This is a genomic window from Neiella marina (assembly GCF_002165625.1).
Taxonomy (GTDB): Bacteria; Pseudomonadota; Gammaproteobacteria; order Enterobacterales; family Neiellaceae; genus Neiella; species Neiella marina.
The window spans coordinates 165220-185728 of record NZ_NGNS01000006.1; the positions used below are offsets into that span (position 1 = coordinate 165220).

Genomic DNA, 20509 nt, shown 5'->3' on the forward strand with positions numbered 1-20509 from the left:
ACCTATTCTCAGGCTTAATTGCCTCCGACAACGATAGAGATCTGAATGGATCACGCAGCAAAGATTCAAGGCTTAGCCACCCTATTGGTTCGCAAGCGCCTGCTTGAAGCCAGCACCGCCGTCGGCTTGATCGAACAAGCCCGCACCGGCAAACAGAACTTTATCAGCTTGCTCATTGAGCAAAACATCACGACCAGCAAAGCTCTTCAGCAACTGTTAAGTGATGAGTACGGCATTGTTGCTGTCGATTTGGACACCGTCGACGTGAACCAAATTGATGAAGAATATCGCAACGAATCACTGATTCGAAAACATCACGCGCTACCTTTGTATGTCGAAAAAGGCATGTTGATCGTGGCCGTTGATGATCCAATCAACATCACGGCACTGGAAGACTTTCAGTTTAGCTTTGGCAAACGAACCGAGCCGGTACTGGTTGAACACGACAAACTAGCCAAAGCCATCGAAAAAGTGCTTGATGGCGGTTTCGATGACATTGACTTGGGCGACGTATCAGATGATGAACTCGCCGGCATGGAAGTTCAGGATACTGAGCATCACGAAGACGATGTCGTTGATGGCGCTGATGATGCCCCCATTGTTGTCTACATTAACAAGCTGCTGATGGACGCTATTCGCAAAGGCGCTTCCGATCTGCACTTTGAGCCCTATGAAAAAAATTACCGCGTGCGCTTTCGTATCGACGGTATTTTGCATGAAGTCGCCTCACCACCGATCACTTTATCCTCGCGCTTGGCCGCGCGTCTAAAGGTGATGGCGAACCTTGATATCGCCGAACGACGCGTGCCCCAAGACGGTCGTATCAAGATGCGTATCAGTCGGACAAAGTCCATCGATTTTCGAGTTAGCACTCTGCCCACTCTGTGGGGCGAGAAAGTAGTAATGCGGATTCTAGATTCCTCAAGTGCACAACTCGGGATTGATATGCTGGGTTATGAGCCGGAGCAAAAAGAACTCTACTTGAGCGCTCTCAATCAACCTCAGGGGATGATTCTAGTCACCGGTCCTACCGGTTCGGGTAAAACCGTCTCGCTTTATACCGGCTTGAATATCCTCAATACCGCTGAACGAAACATTGCCACCGCAGAAGATCCGGTTGAAATTAATCTCGGTGGCATCAACCAGGTACAGATTAACAATCGAGCAGGACTTGATTTTGCCTCCGCGCTGCGGGCCTTCCTGCGCCAAGATCCAGATGTCGTCATGGTCGGTGAGATCCGAGATCTTGAAACCGCCGAGATCGCAATCAAAGCGGCACAAACGGGTCACCTAGTACTGTCAACACTGCATACCAATTCGAGTGCCGAAACACTCACACGCCTACTAAACATGGGCGTCCCAGCCTATAACATTGCCAGCTCGGTGAGTTTGATCATCGCCCAGCGCTTGGCTCGACGGCTTTGCAAGAAATGCAAAGCCGCTGATGACGTTCCAGTTGAAGGCTTATTAGCCGAAGGTTTCAGCCAACAGCAAATCGATCAAGGCATCTCCGTCTACAAAGCGGTTGGCTGTGATGATTGCACCGGTGGATACAAGGGCCGAGTTGGCATTTATGAAGTGATGCCAATGACAGATGCAGTCGCCAAACTTATTATGGAAAATGGCAACTCATTACAGATAGCACAACAAACGCAGAAGGAAGGCGTGGCTAACTTACGCCAATCAGCGTTGACAAAAGTTGCTCAAGGCGTAACGTCTTTGGCGGAAGCCGCCCGCGTTACCAGTTTCTAAACCGGCGGAAGTACTCCTATGGCGGCAGTGGCAAAACCAGCATCAGTAAAACTAAATACCTACCAATGGCAGGGTGTCAATCGTAAGGGCCGACGAGTCGAAGGAGAGACTACCGCAGCGAACGAGCAAGCAGTAAAAACTCAGCTTCGCAAACAAGCCATTGCTGTCTCGAAGATCAAGAAAAAACCGAAACCGCTTTTTGAGCTCGGCAATAAAGTCAAAGCTGCCGACATTTGTATGGTCACCCGCCAAATAGCCACCATGCTCGGTGCCGGCGTGCCACTGGTTCAAGCACTAGAGATTATTGGCAAAGGTAGTGAGAAAGAAGCGCTGCGCAAACTTCTGGAAGAGGTCCACGCGCAGGTCTCGGCAGGTAACCCGCTGAGCGAAACGCTGAAGAAGCACCCCGCACATTTCGATGATCTTTACTGCGATTTGGTTGCCAGCGGCGAGCAATCTGGTGCCCTCGATACGATTTATGATCGAATTGCCACCTACAAGGAAAAAGCCGAAGCGTTAAAAGCAAAAATCAAAAAAGCCATGACATACCCAGCAATTGTCGTGTTAGTTGCCATTGTGGTGACAGCTATTTTGCTAATTTTTGTGGTTCCTAGTTTTGAGAACATATTTGCCAACTTCGGCGCTGAGCTACCAGCATTCACACTATTTGTGATCGGTATTTCCAATTGGCTCACCGGTAACTTATGGGTCGTTATTATTGCCGTTTTTGCTGCCAGCTTTGCATTTGTCCGTGCCCATCGTTCATCGAAATCGCTTCGAGATAAAACTGATGCATTGATTCTAAAACTGCCGGTTATCGGCGGCATATTGCATCAAGCAGCGGTTGCTCGTTATACCCGAACATTATCAACCACCTTTGCTGCAGGTGTGCCACTGATTGATGCCCTAGACTCGGCAGCTGGCGCATCGGGTAATGCCGTTTATCGTGATGCAATTAGAGCCGTCAGATCCGATGTCGCTTCTGGGATTCAACTGAACAATGCCATGCGTCAAACTCGGCGTTTCCCGGATATGGTCAATCAAATGGTGATGATTGGTGAAGAAGCGGGCTCCCTTGACGATATGCTCGCTAAAGTGGCAACTATCTATGAACAACAAGTCGATGATGCCGTTGATAACCTCAGCGCCATGCTTGAGCCGCTGATCATGGTGATTATTGGTACCTTAGTCGGTGGCTTGATTGTTTCCATGTATTTACCGATTTTCCAGCTCGGCCAAGTCGTCGGCTAACGATTAATCCAAATGGACTGCGCCAATGATTGACCAATTTACTCAAGCCGCGGCTGCGTCGCCGTTGCTTATTTCCGCGATTTGCTTTGTCTTTGCCGCCTTAGTGGGCAGCTTTCTCAATGTCGTCATTTACCGCCTACCTGTAATGATCGAACGGCACTGGCAAATAGAATGCGCAGCATTGAATGATCAACCGGCACCGCAATTCGACCGTTTCAACCTCATTGTTCCCGGCTCTCAATGTGGTAGCTGCGGTACCACCATCAAACCATGGCATAACTTGCCGATTGTTGGCTGGTTCATTTTGCGCGGTAAGTGTGCTGCATGTGGGCAACCTTACTCTATTCGTTATCCACTGATTGAGCTATTGACGGCTTGCCTTTCAGTGCTCGTGCTGCATGTCATTGGCTTCAATGGGTTTGGCTTAGCTGCAGTGGTGTTTACATGGCTACTGATCTGCTTAACCTTTATCGATATCGATCATTACTTACTGCCTGACCCACTCAACTACGTGCTGCTTTGGTTAGGGTTGTTGGTCCATATTGTCATCACCCCGCATACACTAGCAGATGCAGTTATTGGTGCCATTGCCGGTTATTTAACGCTGTGGAGCGTTTACTGGGCGTTCAAGTTACTGACCGGCAAAGAAGGGATGGGTTTTGGCGACTTCAAACTGTTAGCGGCATTGGGCGCTTGGCTGGGTTGGCAACTATTACCTTTAGTGGTTCTGCTATCAAGCGCGGTTGGCGCAGTATTGGGTATTGCCATGATCGTTCTCAAGGGTAGGGACCACCAGAAACCAATTCCATTTGGACCATACTTGGCAATCGCCGGTTGGATCGCTCTACTGTGGGGAAATGACATTCTCGATAGCTATTTCGCCATGCTGGGTTACTAACCATGGGCCAGCTGGTGGTCGGCCTTACCGGTGGTATTGGCAGTGGCAAAACCACTGTTGCCAATGAGTTCCAACGGTTAGGCGCTGGGCTTGTTGATGCCGATGTGATTGCTCGCCAAGTCGTTGCCAAAGGCGCTCCTGCCCTAGCTCAAATCGGTGCCCATTTTGGTACTCAGGTGATTGACGCGGCAGGCGAATTAGACCGAGCGGCGCTAAGAGCTTTGGTTTTTGACAATGAAGCTGAACGCCAATGGCTAAACCAATTGCTACACCCGATCATTCGCCAACAAATGATCGCCGAAAGCCAGAACCAACAAGAGCCTTATACCCTGTTGGTCGTTCCATTGCTGGTGGAAAACCGACTACAAGAACTCTGTCAGCGGATTGTCGTAGTGGATGTTCCGGTGTCGACTCAGGTGCAACGCACCGTCGCTCGCGACAACGTCAGTGACCAATCCGCTCAGGCCATCGTTAACCGACAAGCAAGCCGCTGGCAGCGGCTTCGAGCCGCAGATCACGTCATCTCCAACAACCGACCTTTTGAGTTGGTTGCAAAAGATGTTTTACAGTTGCACCGGCATTTCCTAGAATTCGCTACTCAAAGCTATTCAAATTGATTTGCTGGCCAATAGCGGCTCGGCGCTAACTCGATGGAACCCGCATGGCTGAAGCGTTCACCTATCAATTTCCCCTGAATGAAACTTCTCGCGCTTACCTCAGAATTGAACAATTACTGCTACGCTGCCATCAGGCAATGCAGCATATCAATGAACAATCATGCTTAAGCTACTTCGCAGCTTTGTTCGATTTACTTGAGCTACTGGAGCGCGCAGACGTCCGCCAAGATTTGATCAAAGATCTTGAAGTACAACAAAAAGAGTTAGCTCGATGGGCGACATATCCAAATGTCGATTTGGAAGCATTGGCTAAACTTGAGGCCGCCAATCAACATTGCCTGACTAATCTTCGCAGTCAGAATCGACTAGCTAACTGTCTTAAGTCCGATAAGTTTCTATCGGGTATTCGCCAGCGCTTTAGTATTCCTGGAGGCAATTGCTGTTTCGATTTACCACAGCTTTATCACTGGATGAACCTACCCGCGGAGAAATGCTTAGGTGATATGAAAAACTGGCTCAGGCAGCTCGACATATTGGCCGGAGCTATCGCCCAGTTGATGCATTTAATCAGAGACGGCAAGCCTTTCCAGCGAGTTATTGCGCGCAAGGGATTCTATCAAGCCAGCGCTGAGAACTTGCAGTTGTTGAGGATTTCATGTGCGCCAGAACAAACTGTTTTTCCCACTGTATCGGGCAATAAACACCGTTTTACCATTCGCTTTATGCAGCACACCGATAGCGGAACAGCTGCGACCGAAAATGATATCGAGTTCCTGTTGTCAGCCAGTTAGTCGCTGAATATTGACTTAGTCAGAGAGTAGTTTTAATGAAAGTAAGTTGTCCAACGTGCCAAAAACAAGTGGAATGGAAAGCGGAGAACAAGTTCCGGCCGTTTTGCTCAGAACGTTGTAAGTTGATTGATTTGGGCGAATGGGCCGATGAAAGCCACCGAATCGCAGGACAGCCCGATCCAAAACAAATGGAACACATGAGTGACGACGAATTGATGGCAATGATGGAGAAATTACAAGCCAAACCCGATGGTGATTAATCAGCGAGTAACTGCGCCACTACTTGCTCAACAATCGCCACATTAGCTGCCGGAAAATCATAGTCTGGTAGCACTGACGCCAGAACCCATCGACCCTCTAGCCCCTCTTGGCTTTGCGGCTCTCCGTCAAAGTCACGCACCCAATGGACATCCAACTTGACCTGTTTGTCACCATAGTCGTGACAAACCACTAACAATGGCGAGCAATCATGAACCGTGATCGCCAACTCTTCAGATAACTCCCGAGCGAGCGCTTGAGCGACAGTTTCACCGGGCTCACATTTACCGCCGGGAAACTCCCATTTGTTGCCTTGATGCTGATGTGCTGCCCGTCGGGTCAAAAAAATGTGGCCGTTGCGCTCAATCACGCCAACGGCCACATGGACTTGCTTATCAGTCATTGAGCAGCCTTAGTTCAGCTTGCCGTGACATTGTTTGTACTTTTTGCCAGAACCACACGGACATGGCTCATTACGACCGACTTTGGGCACCGCATTCTGTTGGCCTTGTTGCGCCCCTGCTGATTCTGCTCCCGCAGCGCCTTGATATTGCTTCGGCAAGGCTTGTTGCTGTTGGCGACGTTTTTCTTCAGCAGCATCAACATCTTCTTGTGACTGAACTCGAACCCGGCTCAAAATCGAAATTACTTCGAGTTTTAGCGCATCTAGCATGTTGCTAAACAATGCAAAGGACTCTCGCTTGTATTCCTGCTTCGGATTCTTTTGAGCGTAACCACGCAGGTGAATGCCCTGACGTAAATGATCCATCGCCGCTAAGTGATCTTTCCAGTGGGTATCGAGCACTTGCAACATGATTTGCTTTTCGAACTGACGCACGATCGGCGCGCCAATCATTTCTTCTTTCTGGCGATATGCGTCAGAGAAGGCGTGCTGAATACGCTCGCGCAAGCTATCTTCATGTAATTTGTCATCGTCATCGAGCCACTGTTGTAGTGGCATGACCATGCCAAAATCGCCTTTCAAGCGTTCTTCCAAGCCCGCCACATCCCACATTTCTTCCAGTGATTGCGGTGGAATGTATTCACTGATCAGTTGCTCAACGACATCTTCGCGAATATTAGCGACCGAATCTTTGATATCTTCAGCATCCATCAGATCATTACGCTGAGCGTAGATCACTTTACGTTGGTCATTGGCAACATCGTCGTACTCAAGTAATTGCTTACGAATATCGAAGTTACGCGCTTCGACTTTACGCTGAGCATTTTCGATGGCACGCGACAACCAAGGGTGCTCAATGGCTTCACCACGCTCCATACCAAGCTTCTTCATCATGGTTCCCATGCGGTCAGAAGCAAATATGCGCATTAGCGGATCTTCCAATGATAGATAGAACCGCGATGAACCTGGGTCGCCTTGACGGCCAGAACGACCTCGAAGCTGATTATCGATCCGACGAGATTCGTGACGCTCGGTACCGATAATGTGCAAACCACCGGCTTCAATGACGGCATCGTGGCGTTCTTGCCAAGCCGCTTTGATCTCCGCGATTTGTTCATCAGTAGGGTTATCCAGAGCATCGATCTCTGCTTGCCAGCTACCGCCCAACACAATATCGGTACCACGACCTGCCATGTTGGTAGCAATTGTTACCGCTCCGGCTCGACCAGCTTCAGCAACAATTTCTGCTTCTTTTTGGTGGAACTTGGCATTCAAAACGTTGTGCTTGATCTTGGCTTTTTTCAGCAAGCCAGAGAGCAGCTCAGAGGTTTCAATGGTGATAGTACCGACCAGAATCGGCCGACCTTTAGCTACCTGCTCGTGGATGTCTTTAGCAATGGCCTCGTACTTTTCTTCCGCAGTCAGGTATACCTGATCGGCGGTATCGTCACGTACCATTGGCTTGTTGGTTGGGATAACCACAGTATCCAAACCATAAATGCTTTGGAATTCGAATGCTTCAGTATCAGCAGTACCCGTCATACCTGACAATTTTTGATACAACCGGAAGTAATTCTGGAAAGTAATTGAAGCCAGTGTTTGGTTTTCATTTTGAATCTTGACCCGCTCTTTGGCTTCAACAGCTTGGTGTAAGCCTTCAGACCAGCGGCGGCCCGGCATGGTACGACCGGTGTGTTCATCAACGATAACAATCTCGTCATCTTTGACAATGTAATCGACATCGCGCTTGAACAGCACATGAGCGCGGAGTGCGGCATTAACATGGTGAAGCAGTGCAATGTTAGCAGCGTCATACAATGATGAGCCTTCTTCTAGCAACTTATTGTTCGCCAGTAGCTCTTCAATGCGTTCTTGACCTTGTTCTGTCAGGTGAACTTGCTTGGCTTTTTCATCAACCGTGTAATCGCCCTCGGCCGCTTCTTCTTCAGTGTCTTCTTTTTCGGCCTTCACCAACATAGGGATCAGGGTATCGATTTGGCGATACAGGCCAGAGCTATCCTCGGCTGGACCAGAGATAATCAATGGCGTCCGCGCTTCGTCGATAAGAATGGAGTCAACTTCATCCACTACGGCATAAAACAGCGGTCGCTGAACTCGATCTTCTGGGCGGAAAGCCATGTTGTCGCGGAGGTAATCGAAGCCAAACTCGTTATTGGTGCCGTAAGTGATGTCTGAACCATAGGCTTCTTTCTTAGCGTCAGGCGCCATGCCGGCCAAGTTGATACCAACGGTCATACCGAGGAATTCGAACAATGGCTTGTTCCACTCAGCATCACGCTGAGCAAGGTAATCATTCACTGTAATGACATGAACACCTTTACCCGTTAAGGCGTTGAGGTAGGCGGCCAAGGTTGCCGTCAGAGTTTTACCTTCACCAGTTCGCATCTCGGCGATCGAACAGTCATTCAATACCATACCGCCAATCAACTGAACGTCGAAGTGGCGCATGGAGAACACGCGCTTACTCGCTTCGCGAACGGTAGCAAAGGCTTCAGGCAGCACATCTTGTAAACTTGCGCCGTCACTGACTCGAGCTTTTAGCTCTTCGGTTTTTTGTTTGAGTTGGTCGTCAGAGAGGGCTTCGAAGTCTGCCTCCATGGCATTAATTGCGTTGACAACTTTACGCAGTTTCTTCAGAGTCCGGTCGTTCTTGCTGCCGAACAAAGAAGTCATCAATTTTACAAACATGGCTTGCCTAGTATTTTTATTTGTTGGTCGCTGGTTATTTATCTAACCAACGCTCATGGACACATTGTTCCGATGACCCCGCATAATGAACGGATCAGTCAATCAGGTAAAGTCTATTTATGGGGTCATTTATCGAAAAATAAACGGGCTGGGATCCACTTGCTTACCATTTTTAAGCACTTCGTAGTGCACATGGGGCCCTGTAGAGCGACCAGTACTGCCCATAGCCGCAATGACGTCGCCTTTGGTAACTACATCACCAACGGCAACATAAATTTTGCTGTTGTGACCATAACGGGTTGCAAAACCACCGCCATGACTTACCTCAACCAAATAGCCATAACCCCAACGTTTGCCGGCATAAGTCACCACACCGGCTGCCGTGGTATAAACATCGCTGCCTGCGTGACCAGCAAAATCAACGCCCCAGTGAGACGCCTTTTTACCGGTAAATGGGTCTTTACGTATACCAAAACCAGATGACAACCAGCCTTCACCGATAGGGCGCCCGGACAACCAACTAGCATCTTCGACGTCTTGTTGTTGCAATAGCACGGACAGCAAATCAAGTTGGCGCTGCTTATCATCGTACTGCTCAATAAGCTCATCGACCGCCGTCAGCATTTGATGAATTTCATCGCTGTTAGAGGCTGGCGCAGCTGAGAGTGGACCACCTGCAGAATCCATGGACTGCAAACTGGCCGTGGTCGCAACTTGAAATTCGGATTGCTCAATATCTGATTTTTGCACCAGCACTTGACTGACTCGATCTAACTGCGACGCCTTGGCTTGCAAGGTGCCAATGTGCTCAGCCATCAAGCTAATTTGCTCATGCATTTGACTGCGGAGTTTAACCAGCGCATCTCGTTGTTCTTGGTGAGCAAGCTTAGCCGCTGTGATTTGCTGTTGGTAATGCTGAGCAGAGATTAACTTTGGTGCCAACCACCAAGGCGCGATTACCACCGCCAATAAAGCGAACACAGAGAACAGCAACGCCGTAGGCGAAGGACTCCAACTGACTGGCTTCCCTGCTACATTAAACGTTAAACTGAAATTCGTTCGACTCATGGTCATTAATCACTAAATCTCTACTGCAGATGTCAAAATCAAAACGCCAACCCGTGGCATTCAATCAGATTGTCCAGAATAATCGCTCTGGATTAGCGAATATTGCCCGCCGCAGCCAAGCTTTGCAAAACTTACAGCAACAGTTTGCCAAGGTGATCGATGACGACCTTCAAGCCCATTGCCGGGTGACCAGTTATCAGCAGGGAGTACTCTCGCTGACCGTCGACTCACCGGTTTGGCAATGGCGTCTCAATATGAACAAAGCTGCCATATTGGCTAAACTGCGACAATCTGGATTCACCGCTTTAACCACGGTGGAATCTCAAGTTAAGCCAACTACCACGTTGACGCAACAGCAGGGCTCAGGCTTCGAGGTCGACCGGAAGATCTCCCACCAAACCGCCAGTGACCTTCGTCAACTCGCAGAATCAACCCCTGAACCACTTAAATCTCAATTACTTAAGTTGGCAGGGCATGAAAAAACAAAACCAGCGTAAGCGCTGGTTTTGTGGTTTTATTTGCAAGTTGTCACTATGCCAAACTCGGCACCTGATAGCTGATAGGAGCTTCCTGGTCGTCGAAGCTGACGATCTCCCACGCTTCTGGCTGAGCCAGCATCGCACGAGCCAACATATTGTTGAGCGCATGGCCTGACTTGTATGCCTTAACTTCACCAACAATACCAAGACCAGCCATGTACAAATCACCGATGGCATCGAGGATTTTGTGTTTCACAAACTCATCGTTGTAACGCAGGCCATCAGTATTCAAAATCTTGAACTCATCCAACACAATGGCATTGTCCAAACTACCGCCGAGAGCCAGGTTATTCGCTTGCAAGTATTCAATATCGCGCATGAAGCCGAAGGTTCTGGCGCGAGAGATCTCTTGCACAAAGCTGCAAGCCGATAAATCCAACACTTTACGCTGGGTGTCAGCTTCAATCGCAGGGTGATTAAAATCGATCGCAAAATCGATGCGGAAACCGTTATAGGGTGAGAGTTCGGCCCACTTATCACCATCTTCGACACGAATTGCCTGCTTAATGCGGATGAATCGCTTGGCGGCTTGCTGCTCTTCGACACCGGCTTGCTGTAACAAATAAACGAACGGCAAAGCACTACCATCCATAATGGGAATTTCTTCGGCGTCCACTTCAACGAAGACGTTATCAATGCCCATTCCGGCCAATGCAGCCATCAGATGCTCTACTGTTGACAGGCGAACACCATCATCTGTTACTAATGCCGTGCACAATGTTGTTTCTCGGACTAGCTCAGCACTGGCTGGAATATCAACTACCGGATCAAGATCTGTACGGCGAAATACAATACCAGTATTCACCGGCGCAGGACGCAAAACCAGTTGCACTTTGTTGCCAGAATGCAGACCAATCCCTGTCGCTTCAATCGCTTGCTTAAGCGTGCGCTGTCTCATCATATAGCTTGCCAATTATCCAAATTTATCCGAAAAATGTGCGTTGGGTCGCGATTGTACCAGAGAGAACTCCGGAACACAAAAAGCGACCAAAAATCAACCAACGCACTCCGTTAGTCTGCTTGCTTCCGCAAAAATGCTGGAATGTCCAAGATGTCGTTATCGCTTTCAGGCAATTCGACTTGAACCGGCTGTTGGCTACCAACGGCCACTTTGCCAGGCGATTGCGGCGCAGTAACCGGCGCTCTCATCGTTGGCACTTCAGGGCGCTCTAGGGAAGATTCAACCAGAGTGATATCTGGTTTACGCTCAGCACCAATACCGGTAGCAACAACTGTTACACGCAGCTCATCACTCATTTCAGGGTCAATCACGGCACCGACAACAACCGTTGCGTTGTCCGACGCAAACGCTTTGATTGAGTTACCCACGGTATCGAATTCTTCGATAGTGATATCCAGACCCGCAGTAATATTGACCAAAATGCCGCGAGCACCAGCTAAATCAACATCTTCTAGCAGTGGTGAAGCAATTGCTAATTCAGCTGCTTCTTGAGCTCGGTCGGCTCCGGAAGCAACACCGGTTCCCATCATCGCCGTGCCCATTTCAGACATCACAGTTTTAACGTCGGCAAAGTCAACGTTGATCAGACCGGGACGAGTAATCAGTTCAGCAATACCCTGAACTGCCCCATAAAGCACATTGTTAGCTGCTTTGAACGCATCCAGTAGAGATGTGCCAGGGCCCAATACCTTCATCAGCTTTTCGTTTGGAATGGTGATGAGTGAATCGACGTGTTTCGCCAGCTCATCAATTCCTTGGCCAGCGAAATTCATCCGCTTATTGCCTTCGAACGGGAATGGTTTAGTCACCACAGCAACCGTCAAAATGCCTAACTCTCGAGCAATCTCAGCAACAACCGGCGCCGCACCGGTACCTGTACCGCCGCCCATGCCACCGGCGATGAAGATCATATCAGCACCTTCCAATGCTTGTTGAATGGCTTCGCGATCTTCCATTGCCGACTGACGCCCCACTTCAGGATTGGCACCAGCGCCCAAGCCTTTGGTGATGTTGGCGCCAAGCTGAATCTTGTTGCCAGCACTCGATTTACGCAGTGCCTGCGCATCAGTATTGGCAGCTAAGAATTCAACACCTTCGATGCTATTTTGCACCATGTGTTCGATGGCGTTGCCGCCACCGCCGCCAACACCAATTACCTTAATGACAGCCTCGTCAGTATGGCTTTCCATAATTTCAAACATGACAGATTCTCCGTCGAATTTTCAGTCTCACCCTATATTAAAACTCGCCTTTGAACCACCCCAGAATGGTGGACCAAAGGGAAGCAACCTTTTCTGTGCCAGTGCGCTCTCGCGTGTTGCCCAATACATCGTCCATACCATAATGCAGCAGGCCTACTGCGTTGGCATAACTTGGGTCACTGACATAGTCGTACAAGCCCTTAACTTCTTGCGGCTGTCCCAGCCGTACTGGCATCTGGAAAATATCTTCGGCCAACTCAATAGCCCCTTCAATTTTCGCTGTTCCGCCAGTGAGAACCACGCCAGCAGCAATTTGATCTGCCAAGCCTGATCCTTTCAGTTCTTCATGAATTAGTTCGAACAGTTCGTGATACCTTGGCTCGACCACTTCAGCCAAGGTGTGACGAGACATAGTTCTCGCTTGTCGGCCGCCAACACTTGCTACTTCAATAGTGTCTTGCATGTTGACGAGCTGACGTTGAGCGCAGGCATACTGCACTTTGATTTCTTCCGCGTGATTCAATGGCGTGCGAAAGATCTTAGCGATATCACTGGTGACTTGATTACCAGCCACCGGGATCACTGCGGTATGGCGAATTGCGCCATTGGCATAGACCACCATATCAATGGTACCGCCGCCCATATCGACCACGCAGACACCAAGCTCTTTCTCGTCCTCGGTCAACGCCGCATCGCTGGCCGCCAAGGCGGAGAAAATCAGCGATTCTACCCGCAAATCACATCGCTCAACCACTTTTTCTATATTGCGCGCCATATCATTGGCACAAGTGATCAAGTGGACCTTGGCTTCCATGCGCATACCATTCATGCCAATCGGACTTTTAATATCCTCCTGACAATCGATAGAAAACTCTTGCGGCAACACATGCAACAAACGGCGCTCGTCTGAAATTGGAATCGACTTGGCGGTATGAATGACGTTATCAACGTCTTCTTGCGTCACTTCCTCACCATTGATCGACACCATGCCGTTCTCGTTTTGGCATTTAATATGGCGACCGCTGATCCCCAAATAGACTGAAGCAATTTGGCAGTCCGCCATTAACTCAGCTTCTTGTACCGCTCTTTGAACACAGCGCACGATGGAGTCCAGATCGTTAACGCCGCCTTTATCCATACCCCTTGAGGCATGATTACCAACGCCAACAATGCTGAGTTCGCCGTTCGCTAAAATCTCACCAACCAAGGCACAGACTTTGGATGTACCAATGTCCAATCCAACGATGAGTTTGCGCTCGTTACTCTTTGCCATCTTGCTCTGCTAACCCTTTTTCAGATTCATCCGGCCACTTCACAGCAGCGCCGGTGTCATACCGCAAATCTACGTATTGCGGCGTACTTCGTTGCGCTTCCAACAGCGTTGGGTACAACGCCAAAAACCGTTCAAAACGCGTCAATGTCTGTTCTCGCCCGAGCCTCAGCTCAATGCCATTTGCCAACCATAATGTCCAAGCTTGGCGTGACGTCACCTGCATCCGCACCACTTGCAAATCTGCAACCTTGGTCGCTGCTCTAGTTGCCGCTAGCATCGAGATGGTATCGCCAACCAAATCATCGGTTGCTTCCACCATTGGCAACTCAGCCACCACCGAAGTGTCTGGCACAGTAAACAAGTCTCCCTGATCACTGACTAAACGACTCTCGGTCCAGCGCATCACCGGCTCAAACTCAGTGACATGAACACTCAGCTGATCGGGCCATTCTTTTCGTACCGCTGCCTTGTATACCCATGGCAACGCAACCATTTGCTGTTGCACCCAATCGACGTCCAATTGGGTCAGACTTGGCAACGGTCCTTGTGCCAACAATTTCTCAGTGACCATTTGATCGCTGACAAACTGGCGATCGCCATGAAGTCGCAGGTGCTGTACCGGCAACGCCGCTCGATCGCTCCATACATGAGCTGCGCCGTAGGCCAAATACAAGCCACCAACCAGTGTGACCAAAAAAAATGCCACACCAAACCAAAACTCCCATTCAGGAAGACGCTGAGCTTGCGATGCTCCAACAGTCACCCTGATGCTCCGCTTAGACTTTGGCTTGAGCCAAAATCCGTACCACCAATTCGGAGAAACTTAATCCTTTTGCTTTTGCCGCCATCGGCACCAAACTCTTCTCAGTCATGCCGGGCACTGTGTTAACTTCCAGCAAATGCCATTGGCCATGATCATCACGCATTGCATCAACCCGTCCCCAACCTTCAGCACTAACCGCATCAAATGCCTCTTTGGCATAGACCTGAAGTGCTTTTTCATCGGCCTCGGACAAACCACAAGGGCAAAAATACTCGGTGCTCTGCGACTGATATTTGGCATCGTAATCATAAAACTCGTGTGGCGTTCGCATCTGCACCACAGGCAGAGCTTCATCGCCCAAAATCGCCACAGTGAACTCATCACCTTCGATCCAGCGTTCGACCAACACTTGCGGATCGTATTTCAATGCATCAGCTACAGCGGCAGTTAGCTGAGCAGCGGTTGTCGCTTTAGCCATACCGATACTGGAACCTTCGCAAGCTGGCTTGACAATAACCGCACCAGACAACGCTGCCAGCACATCAGCAGCTTCAGCTTCATCAAGCGGTTCGGCGATAATTCGATAGCCAGCAGTCGGCAAGTCCATACTCTGCCAAATCTGCTTGGTGCGAATTTTGTCCATCGCTAAAGCCGACCCCAGTACTCGACTGCCGGTATACGGAATACCAAGCCACTCCAACGCGCCTTGCATCACACCGTCTTCACCACCACGGCCATGCAATGCAATAAATACCCGATCAAAGCCTTGCGTTTTCAATTCAGCCAACGGTGTCTCCGCCGGGTCAAAACAATGAGCATCAACCCCTTCATTGACTAATGCCTGATGCACCGCTGTACCGGACTTTAGTGACACAGGCCGCTCCGCAGAGCACCCGCCCAGCAACACTGCCACTTTGCCAAACTCGGCCACATTGACATCATGCGCCATGTTCACATCCTCCGGCGCTCGCCTTCATGGTTTCAATATTCAGTTGATAATCGGCCAATCGTTTGGCCAGAGCGCCAACACTGCCTGCGCCTTGAGTCAGCACTAAGTCGCCATCATCAAGCACATCCGCCAGTACCGAAGGCAATTCTTCTGGGCCACTGACATACACCGGGTCGATCTTGCCGCGTTGCCGAATGGTTCGGCACAATGAGCGGCTATCAGCCCCAGCAATACTCTCTTCGCCAGCGGAATAAACTTCCAGCAACAACAAGGTATCGGCTTGTGACAGAACATCGACAAAGTCTTCGTATAAATCTCTGGTTCGGGTATAGCGGTGAGGCTGATACACCAAGACCAAACGTTTTTCTGGCCATGCCTGACGCACGGCAGTTAATGTTGCGGCCACTTCGGTTGGGTGATGACCATAATCATCAACCAACAGCGCGTTGCCTGCGCCAGTGTTAAACTCGCCATACTGTTGCAAGCGGCGGCCAATGCCTTCGAATTTTTGTAACGCCACCAACAAATGTTGATCGGCGACTCCTTCATCGGTCGCTACGGCAATCGCCGCCAATGCATTCAAGGCGTTATGCTGGCCGGCCATATTCAGCGTTACTGCCAACGGCTGGTGATTCGGCCGGTGGACAACGAATTCGCTGCTGGCACCCGACTGGCGGTAATCAGTGGCTCGGACGTCGGCATCGTCTGAAAATCCATAGGTGATGACTTGACGGCCTCCTTCCTCAGCCAACTCACGGACCACAGGGCAATCAATGCACATCACCACCAAACCATAAAAAGGCAGATTGTGGATAAATTCGCGGAACGTCGCTTTGAGCTGTTCAAAGTCGCCGCCATAGGTGTCCATGTGATCCGCTTCGATATTGGTGATCACCGAAATCATTGGCTGCAAGTGCAAGAACGAGGCATCGCTCTCATCGGCTTCAGCCACTAAGTAACGACTTTTCCCTAAGCGAGCATTGGTGCCAGCACTATTGAGCAAACCACCAATCACAAAGGTCGGATCCAATCCGGCTTCAGCCAAAATACTGGCGGTCAAACTGGTTGTGGTGGTTTTGCCGTGGGTGCCCGCGATGGCAATACCGTGGCGGAATCGCATCAGCTCGGCCAACATTTCGGCCCGGCGTACCACTGGAATACGATTGGCTTGCGCCTCGGCAATCTCTGGGTTAGTCGGGTCGATAGCGGTAGAAACCACCACCACACTTGCACCTTCGATATTCGACGCGGCATGGCCAATAAAGACAGTCACTCCCAGACCACGAAGGCGAGAGACCATAGCATTTTCGGCAATGTCGCTGCCGGTTACTTGATAGCCTTCACCAGCCAACACTTCAGCAATACCGCCCATGCCGGCACCACCGATGCCGACAAAGTGGATTCGCTCAACCCGGCGCATTTCCGGAATTCGCATTGCGGTATTTGGCTCTAAATTCACTGTTATCCTCTTACTACTCGTTGGCATAACGACGCCATGCGTTCTGCCGCATCTTGCTTGGCAACATCGCGGCCAGCATTGGCCATATCCAGCAACCGCTGGGGCTGCTTCGCCAGTTGTTCAATTTGTTGTGCCAGCACCGCAGGTGAAAGCTCACTCTGCGGCATCAGGATGCCTGCGCCTGCTTGCACCAATACTTGGGCATTTTTAGTTTGATGGTCATCAACTGCATGAGGCAGAGGAACCAAAATAGACGCACGACCAATTGCCGCCAGTTCCGACACGGTTAGCGCACCAGCGCGACATACTACCAAATCACACCACTGATAGGCTTCATCAATGTTGTGAATAAAGTCATCGGCATGGTAAGGCTCGATACCAAAGTGCTGATAGCTATTCTTAATGGTTTCACCATTGCCCTTGCCTGCTTGGTGCCATACCTCGATCTGACATTCTTTAATCAGTAATGCCAACGCCTCTGGCACCACATCATTGAGCACCTTGGCGCCAAGGCTGCCACCTACGACTAACAGGCGCAGCGGCCGTTGCTTGGCCAGTTCGGGCAGCGACAAAGCCATTAAACTAGCGCGTACCGGGTTGCCAACCACTTCGCCGCTATCAAAAGCGCCAGCAAAGGCCATGAGTACCTGATCAGCAAATTTTGCAACATAGCGGTTCGTTAGGCCTGCCACCGCATTTTGCTCGTGTAGTACCACAGGAATACCGGCGAGCTTGGCGGCCAATGCACCTGGGCCACTGGCATACCCTCCCATACCAATGACCACTTGGGGTTGGAGTTTCTTCAGCACAGTACGGGCTTGCATCACAGCCTTTAGTATCTTAAACGGCGCCGTCAGCTTGCGCAGCAAGCCATTGCCCCGCACGCCTTTGATATCAATGAAGTGGATCCGGTAACCATAGCGCGGCACTAAATCTGCTTCCATCCGCTCAGCAGTGCCAAGCCATTCAATGTGCCAGCCGCGTTGAGCCAGCTGTTCGGCAACAGCTAACCCTGGGAATACATGGCCACCGGTCCCGCCTGCCATGATCAACGCGCGTTGGTTGGGCATCGTCATTTGCTACGCCCTCCAACAGCTTGCACATTGGCCATTCGCATTTCATGGTCAATACGGATCAATACCGCAATGGCGATACTCAAAATCACCATCGAGCTGCCGCCGTAACTGACCAACGGCAGCGTCAAACCTTTGGTAGGCAATAACCCTGCGCTGGCACCAATATTGACTACGCCTTGGAAGCACAACCAGATACCAATACCGCTGGCCAGGAAGCCTTCAAAATAACGTTCGTTGTTGAGCGCTTCGCGACCAATAAGTAAGCCGCGGAATACAATCACAGATAGCAGTAGCACAACACCGACGACACCGATAAAGCCAAGTTCTTCGGCCAATATGGCGATAACAAAATCAGTGTGCGCTTCGGGCAGATAGGACAATTTTTGAATGCTGTTGCCGAGCCCTTCACCCGTCCAACTGCCACGCCCAAACGCCATCAAGGATTGGGTCAGCTGATAGCCACTGCCAAATGGATCGGCCCACGGATCCCAGAAACTGGTGACCCGGCGCAATCGGTAAGGTGAAAACATGATCAGCAACACCACTGCACCAACACCAGTCATCACCAATGCGGCAAATTGCCACAACTTAGCACCCGCCAAGAACAGCATGCCCATGGTTGTCACTAACATCACCACCACAGTGCCAAGGTCAGGTTGCATAATGAGCAAACAAGCGAGAAAGAAAAACACCACCAAGGGCTTGAGGAATCCTTTGACGTTTTCCCTCACTTCATCGTGGCGCCGAACCAAATAACCTGCGAGATACGAGAAGAAAAACAACTTGGCTAGTTCAGCCACTTGGATGTTAATTGGCCCCAACGCTAACCATCGAGTACTGCCGTTAACCTTTTTACCAATAATCAGCACCGCAACCAGTAATACAAATGCGATTAACAGCAGCAACGAGTTGCCTTGCTGCCAGCGATACATGGGGACGTGCAAGATAGCACCAGCAACGGCCAAGGCAATGCACAAGAACACCGCATGACGAATCGCAAAATGATATGGGTTGCCGAAGATTTTCTGTGCCTCGGGGATTGATGCAGACATCACCATAACGAGGCCAGTGGCCATTAGCGCAAGGGCACAAGTAATCAGAGTGCCATCATATAAAGATGGTGCTGCTGGACGACCTTCGGTGCGCGCCAATAACAATTGCGTCCACGCCGGCCATGTCCAGTTACTGCGCCATTGGCTCAGAGTTGCCATCATTGCGACACCTCTCTAGCCAGTTGAGCAAACTGTTCTCCGCGAACCATGTAGTTAGGGAACTGATCGATGCTGGCACATGCTGGTGATAACAGCACGAGGTCGCCATAGCAGCTAATGTCATTGGCTAGTCGAACCGCTTCTTCCAAGTCATTGACCAGTCGCGCCTGACGTCGTTTGTTGGCCAGCTTCACCGCATCTTTGCCAAAGCAGATTAATTCATCGACCTGCTGGTTCAACACCTTGCACAAACTGCAGAAGTCGGAGCCCTTACCGTCGCCTCCAGCCAACAAGATCAATTTACCTTGATAACTTCCCGCCAGCCCTTGCAAGGCAGCAAGTGTGGCACCTTCATTTGTCGCTTTTGAGTCGTTGACCCACACCACACCATGTTGATCATAAACCGTTTGACAACGATGAGGCAGACCACCAAACGACTTAAGTACAGCTAAACAAGGCGTTAGGTCATCAACAAATTCAGTGACACAGGCCAATGCAGCCAACGCATTGGCTTGATTATGGGAACCCAGCATGGCCATGTCTTCAGCGTGCATGATGGCACGTCGACCAAAGTGCAATTGATTGCCTTGCAACGACCATTGCTGCTCATCAGAGCCACTATCTAAGCCGAAGCTGACTTGTTGCTGAGTTGGCGTCGCCGGCTTTGTGTTGCGATCTTGACGATTCCAAACCGCCAACTTTGCGTCATCGTATATAAGGTTTTTCGTTGCTGCGTAATGCTCGAAACTGTCATAGCGATCAAGATGATCAGCGGTGACATTAAGGCAGCAAGCAACATCGGCACGCAGCGAATGCGTTGTTTCCAACTGGAAGCTCGATAACTCCATAACGAGCACTTGCGCATCACTGCCAATTTCATCCAAAACCGGCACACCGATATTGCCGATAGCTGCCGCCTTAACTCCAGCGGCATTGAGCATCTGCGTCACTAACGTAGTGACCGTCGATTTACCGTTCGATCCTGTAATGGCAATCCGAGGACGTGAATCTGCCCGGCAGAACAGTTCAACATCACCAATAATCTCTGTTCCTGATTGCGCTGCTTTTTCAATTGCAGGCGTCGCAATAGCGATACCCGGGCTCACAACCAGCACGTCGCAGCAACTGAGCAATTCATCATCGAATTCACCGAGATGAACAGTCAGTGAGACATCAAACTGAGTTATCAGCTGGCTCGCATTCGTGGCCAGTGTGTCGCGACTATCAAACAGCACAGGCTGTTGACCTTGGGCCAACAGCCAGCGAAGTACCGAGCAACCTGTTTGCCCCATACCTACAATGCCGATTTTGTCAGTCGCTAAATTCAAT

The 20509-nt window shown here is 50.2% G+C and carries 19 protein-coding genes; 7 read left to right on the plus strand and 12 right to left on the minus strand.

What is annotated here, in order from left to right:
• Positions 1–45 precede the first annotated feature (45 nt).
• Genes pilB through yacG form a run of 6 tightly spaced genes read left to right on the plus strand, consistent with a single transcriptional unit; the run spans position 46 to position 5569 of the window.
• Positions 46–1752 carry a type IV-A pilus assembly ATPase PilB gene (pilB, locus tag CBE68_RS07565; protein WP_087505460.1) on the plus strand — a complete coding sequence of 569 codons (1707 nt, stop codon included), beginning with the start codon at positions 46–48 and terminating at the stop codon, positions 1750–1752.
• A gap of 18 nt (positions 1753–1770) precedes the next feature.
• Entirely contained in the window at positions 1771–3003 is a 1233-nt protein-coding gene (locus tag CBE68_RS07570) for a type II secretion system F family protein (protein ID WP_087505461.1), read from the plus strand.
• Between the two features lie 25 nt (positions 3004–3028).
• Positions 3029–3901, plus strand: a complete 873-nt coding sequence (locus CBE68_RS07575; RefSeq protein ID WP_087505462.1) for a prepilin peptidase — start codon at positions 3029–3031, stop codon at positions 3899–3901.
• Positions 3902–3903: 2 nt separating this feature from the next.
• Positions 3904–4518 carry a dephospho-CoA kinase gene (gene coaE, locus CBE68_RS07580; RefSeq protein ID WP_087505463.1) on the plus strand — a complete coding sequence of 205 codons (615 nt, stop codon included), beginning with the start codon at positions 3904–3906 and terminating at the stop codon, positions 4516–4518.
• A gap of 44 nt (positions 4519–4562) precedes the next feature.
• Positions 4563–5309, plus strand: a complete 747-nt coding sequence (gene zapD, locus CBE68_RS07585) for a cell division protein ZapD (RefSeq protein WP_087505464.1) — start codon at positions 4563–4565, stop codon at positions 5307–5309.
• A gap of 35 nt (positions 5310–5344) precedes the next feature.
• Positions 5345–5569, plus strand: a complete 225-nt coding sequence (gene yacG / locus CBE68_RS07590; protein ID WP_087505465.1) for a DNA gyrase inhibitor YacG — start codon at positions 5345–5347, stop codon at positions 5567–5569.
• Here yacG and mutT read toward each other — a convergent pair.
• The 3 genes from mutT to CBE68_RS07605 form a co-directional block, all read right to left on the minus strand.
• Positions 5566–5970, minus strand: a complete 405-nt coding sequence (gene mutT, locus CBE68_RS07595; protein WP_087505466.1) for an 8-oxo-dGTP diphosphatase MutT — start codon at positions 5968–5970, stop codon at positions 5566–5568. The two genes, yacG and mutT, sit on opposite strands and share 4 nt — an antisense overlap.
• A 9-nt stretch (positions 5971–5979) precedes the next feature.
• On the minus strand, positions 5980–8679 hold the full coding sequence (gene secA / locus CBE68_RS07600; protein WP_087505467.1) for a preprotein translocase subunit SecA: 2700 nt from the start codon (positions 8677–8679) through the stop codon (positions 5980–5982).
• Positions 8680–8808: 129 nt separating this feature from the next.
• Positions 8809–9747 carry a M23 family metallopeptidase gene (locus CBE68_RS07605; RefSeq protein ID WP_158100527.1) on the minus strand — a complete coding sequence of 313 codons (939 nt, stop codon included), beginning with the start codon at positions 9745–9747 and terminating at the stop codon, positions 8809–8811.
• A gap of 53 nt (positions 9748–9800) precedes the next feature.
• Here CBE68_RS07605 and CBE68_RS07610 point away from each other — a divergent pair, with 53 nt between their 5' ends.
• Positions 9801–10244: a DUF721 domain-containing protein gene (locus tag CBE68_RS07610; protein ID WP_158100528.1), complete on the plus strand. Its 444-nt coding sequence runs from the start codon at positions 9801–9803 to the stop codon at positions 10242–10244.
• Between the two features lie 34 nt (positions 10245–10278).
• On the opposite strand, the gene lpxC is transcribed toward CBE68_RS07610, so the two are convergent.
• The 9 genes from lpxC to murD all read right to left on the minus strand — a co-directional run bounded on the left by lpxC (position 10279) and on the right by murD (position 20508).
• The gene (gene lpxC / locus CBE68_RS07615) at positions 10279–11187 is read right to left on the minus strand and encodes a UDP-3-O-acyl-N-acetylglucosamine deacetylase (RefSeq protein ID WP_087505470.1); all 909 of its coding nucleotides are present in this window, start codon (positions 11185–11187) and stop codon (positions 10279–10281) included.
• A gap of 110 nt (positions 11188–11297) precedes the next feature.
• Positions 11298–12449 carry a cell division protein FtsZ gene (gene ftsZ, locus CBE68_RS07620; RefSeq protein WP_087505471.1) on the minus strand — a complete coding sequence of 384 codons (1152 nt, stop codon included), beginning with the start codon at positions 12447–12449 and terminating at the stop codon, positions 11298–11300.
• A 37-nt stretch (positions 12450–12486) separates the two neighbouring features.
• Positions 12487–13722, minus strand: a complete 1236-nt coding sequence (ftsA, locus tag CBE68_RS07625; RefSeq protein WP_087505472.1) for a cell division protein FtsA — start codon at positions 13720–13722, stop codon at positions 12487–12489.
• Positions 13709–14485: a cell division protein FtsQ/DivIB gene (locus CBE68_RS07630; RefSeq protein ID WP_087505473.1), complete on the minus strand. Its 777-nt coding sequence runs from the start codon at positions 14483–14485 to the stop codon at positions 13709–13711. The genes ftsA and CBE68_RS07630 overlap by 14 nt, the downstream gene beginning before the upstream one ends.
• 13 nt (positions 14486–14498) lie before the next feature.
• The gene (locus tag CBE68_RS07635; RefSeq protein WP_087505474.1) at positions 14499–15434 is read right to left on the minus strand and encodes a D-alanine--D-alanine ligase; all 936 of its coding nucleotides are present in this window, start codon (positions 15432–15434) and stop codon (positions 14499–14501) included.
• Positions 15424–16869: a UDP-N-acetylmuramate--L-alanine ligase gene (gene murC / locus CBE68_RS07640; protein ID WP_087505520.1), complete on the minus strand. Its 1446-nt coding sequence runs from the start codon at positions 16867–16869 to the stop codon at positions 15424–15426. Before murC ends, CBE68_RS07635 begins: the two co-directional genes overlap by 11 nt.
• A 26-nt stretch (positions 16870–16895) precedes the next feature.
• Entirely contained in the window at positions 16896–17969 is a 1074-nt protein-coding gene (gene murG, locus CBE68_RS07645; protein ID WP_087505475.1) for an undecaprenyldiphospho-muramoylpentapeptide beta-N-acetylglucosaminyltransferase, read from the minus strand.
• A complete protein-coding gene (gene ftsW, locus CBE68_RS07650; RefSeq protein ID WP_229744690.1) occupies positions 17966–19180 on the minus strand; it encodes a cell division protein FtsW in 1215 nt (404 codons plus the stop codon). The genes murG and ftsW overlap by 4 nt, the downstream gene beginning before the upstream one ends.
• Positions 19180–20508 carry a UDP-N-acetylmuramoyl-L-alanine--D-glutamate ligase gene (gene murD, locus CBE68_RS07655; RefSeq protein ID WP_229744684.1) on the minus strand — a complete coding sequence of 443 codons (1329 nt, stop codon included), beginning with the start codon at positions 20506–20508 and terminating at the stop codon, positions 19180–19182. Before murD ends, ftsW begins: the two co-directional genes overlap by 1 nt.
• Between the last annotated feature and the right edge of the window lies 1 nt (position 20509).

What these genes read in the sequence shown, in the direction of transcription:
- CBE68_RS07570 (WP_087505461.1), top strand. Translation starts at nt 1,771, where the DNA reads ATGGCGGCAGTGGCAAAACCAGCATCAGTAAAACTAAATACCTACCAA.
- pilB (WP_087505460.1), top strand. Translation starts at nt 46, where the DNA reads ATGGATCACGCAGCAAAGATTCAAGGCTTAGCCACCCTATTGGTTCGC.
- coaE (WP_087505463.1), top strand. Translation starts at nt 3,904, where the DNA reads ATGGGCCAGCTGGTGGTCGGCCTTACCGGTGGTATTGGCAGTGGCAAA.
- murG (WP_087505475.1), bottom strand. Translation starts at nt 17,969, where the DNA reads ATGACGATGCCCAACCAACGCGCGTTGATCATGGCAGGCGGGACCGGT.
- mutT (WP_087505466.1), bottom strand. Translation starts at nt 5,970, where the DNA reads ATGACTGATAAGCAAGTCCATGTGGCCGTTGGCGTGATTGAGCGCAAC.
- ftsZ (WP_087505471.1), bottom strand. Translation starts at nt 12,449, where the DNA reads ATGTTTGAAATTATGGAAAGCCATACTGACGAGGCTGTCATTAAGGTA.
- CBE68_RS07575 (WP_087505462.1), top strand. Translation starts at nt 3,029, where the DNA reads ATGATTGACCAATTTACTCAAGCCGCGGCTGCGTCGCCGTTGCTTATT.
- murC (WP_087505520.1), bottom strand. Translation starts at nt 16,869, where the DNA reads ATGCGAATTCCGGAAATGCGCCGGGTTGAGCGAATCCACTTTGTCGGC.
- lpxC (WP_087505470.1), bottom strand. Translation starts at nt 11,187, where the DNA reads ATGATGAGACAGCGCACGCTTAAGCAAGCGATTGAAGCGACAGGGATT.
- zapD (WP_087505464.1), top strand. Translation starts at nt 4,563, where the DNA reads ATGGCTGAAGCGTTCACCTATCAATTTCCCCTGAATGAAACTTCTCGC.
- yacG (WP_087505465.1), top strand. Translation starts at nt 5,345, where the DNA reads ATGAAAGTAAGTTGTCCAACGTGCCAAAAACAAGTGGAATGGAAAGCG.
- CBE68_RS07605 (WP_158100527.1), bottom strand. Translation starts at nt 9,747, where the DNA reads ATGAGTCGAACGAATTTCAGTTTAACGTTTAATGTAGCAGGGAAGCCA.
- ftsA (WP_087505472.1), bottom strand. Translation starts at nt 13,722, where the DNA reads ATGGCAAAGAGTAACGAGCGCAAACTCATCGTTGGATTGGACATTGGT.
- ftsW (WP_229744690.1), bottom strand. Translation starts at nt 19,180, where the DNA reads ATGGCAACTCTGAGCCAATGGCGCAGTAACTGGACATGGCCGGCGTGG.
- CBE68_RS07635 (WP_087505474.1), bottom strand. Translation starts at nt 15,434, where the DNA reads ATGGCGCATGATGTCAATGTGGCCGAGTTTGGCAAAGTGGCAGTGTTG.
- secA (WP_087505467.1), bottom strand. Translation starts at nt 8,679, where the DNA reads ATGTTTGTAAAATTGATGACTTCTTTGTTCGGCAGCAAGAACGACCGG.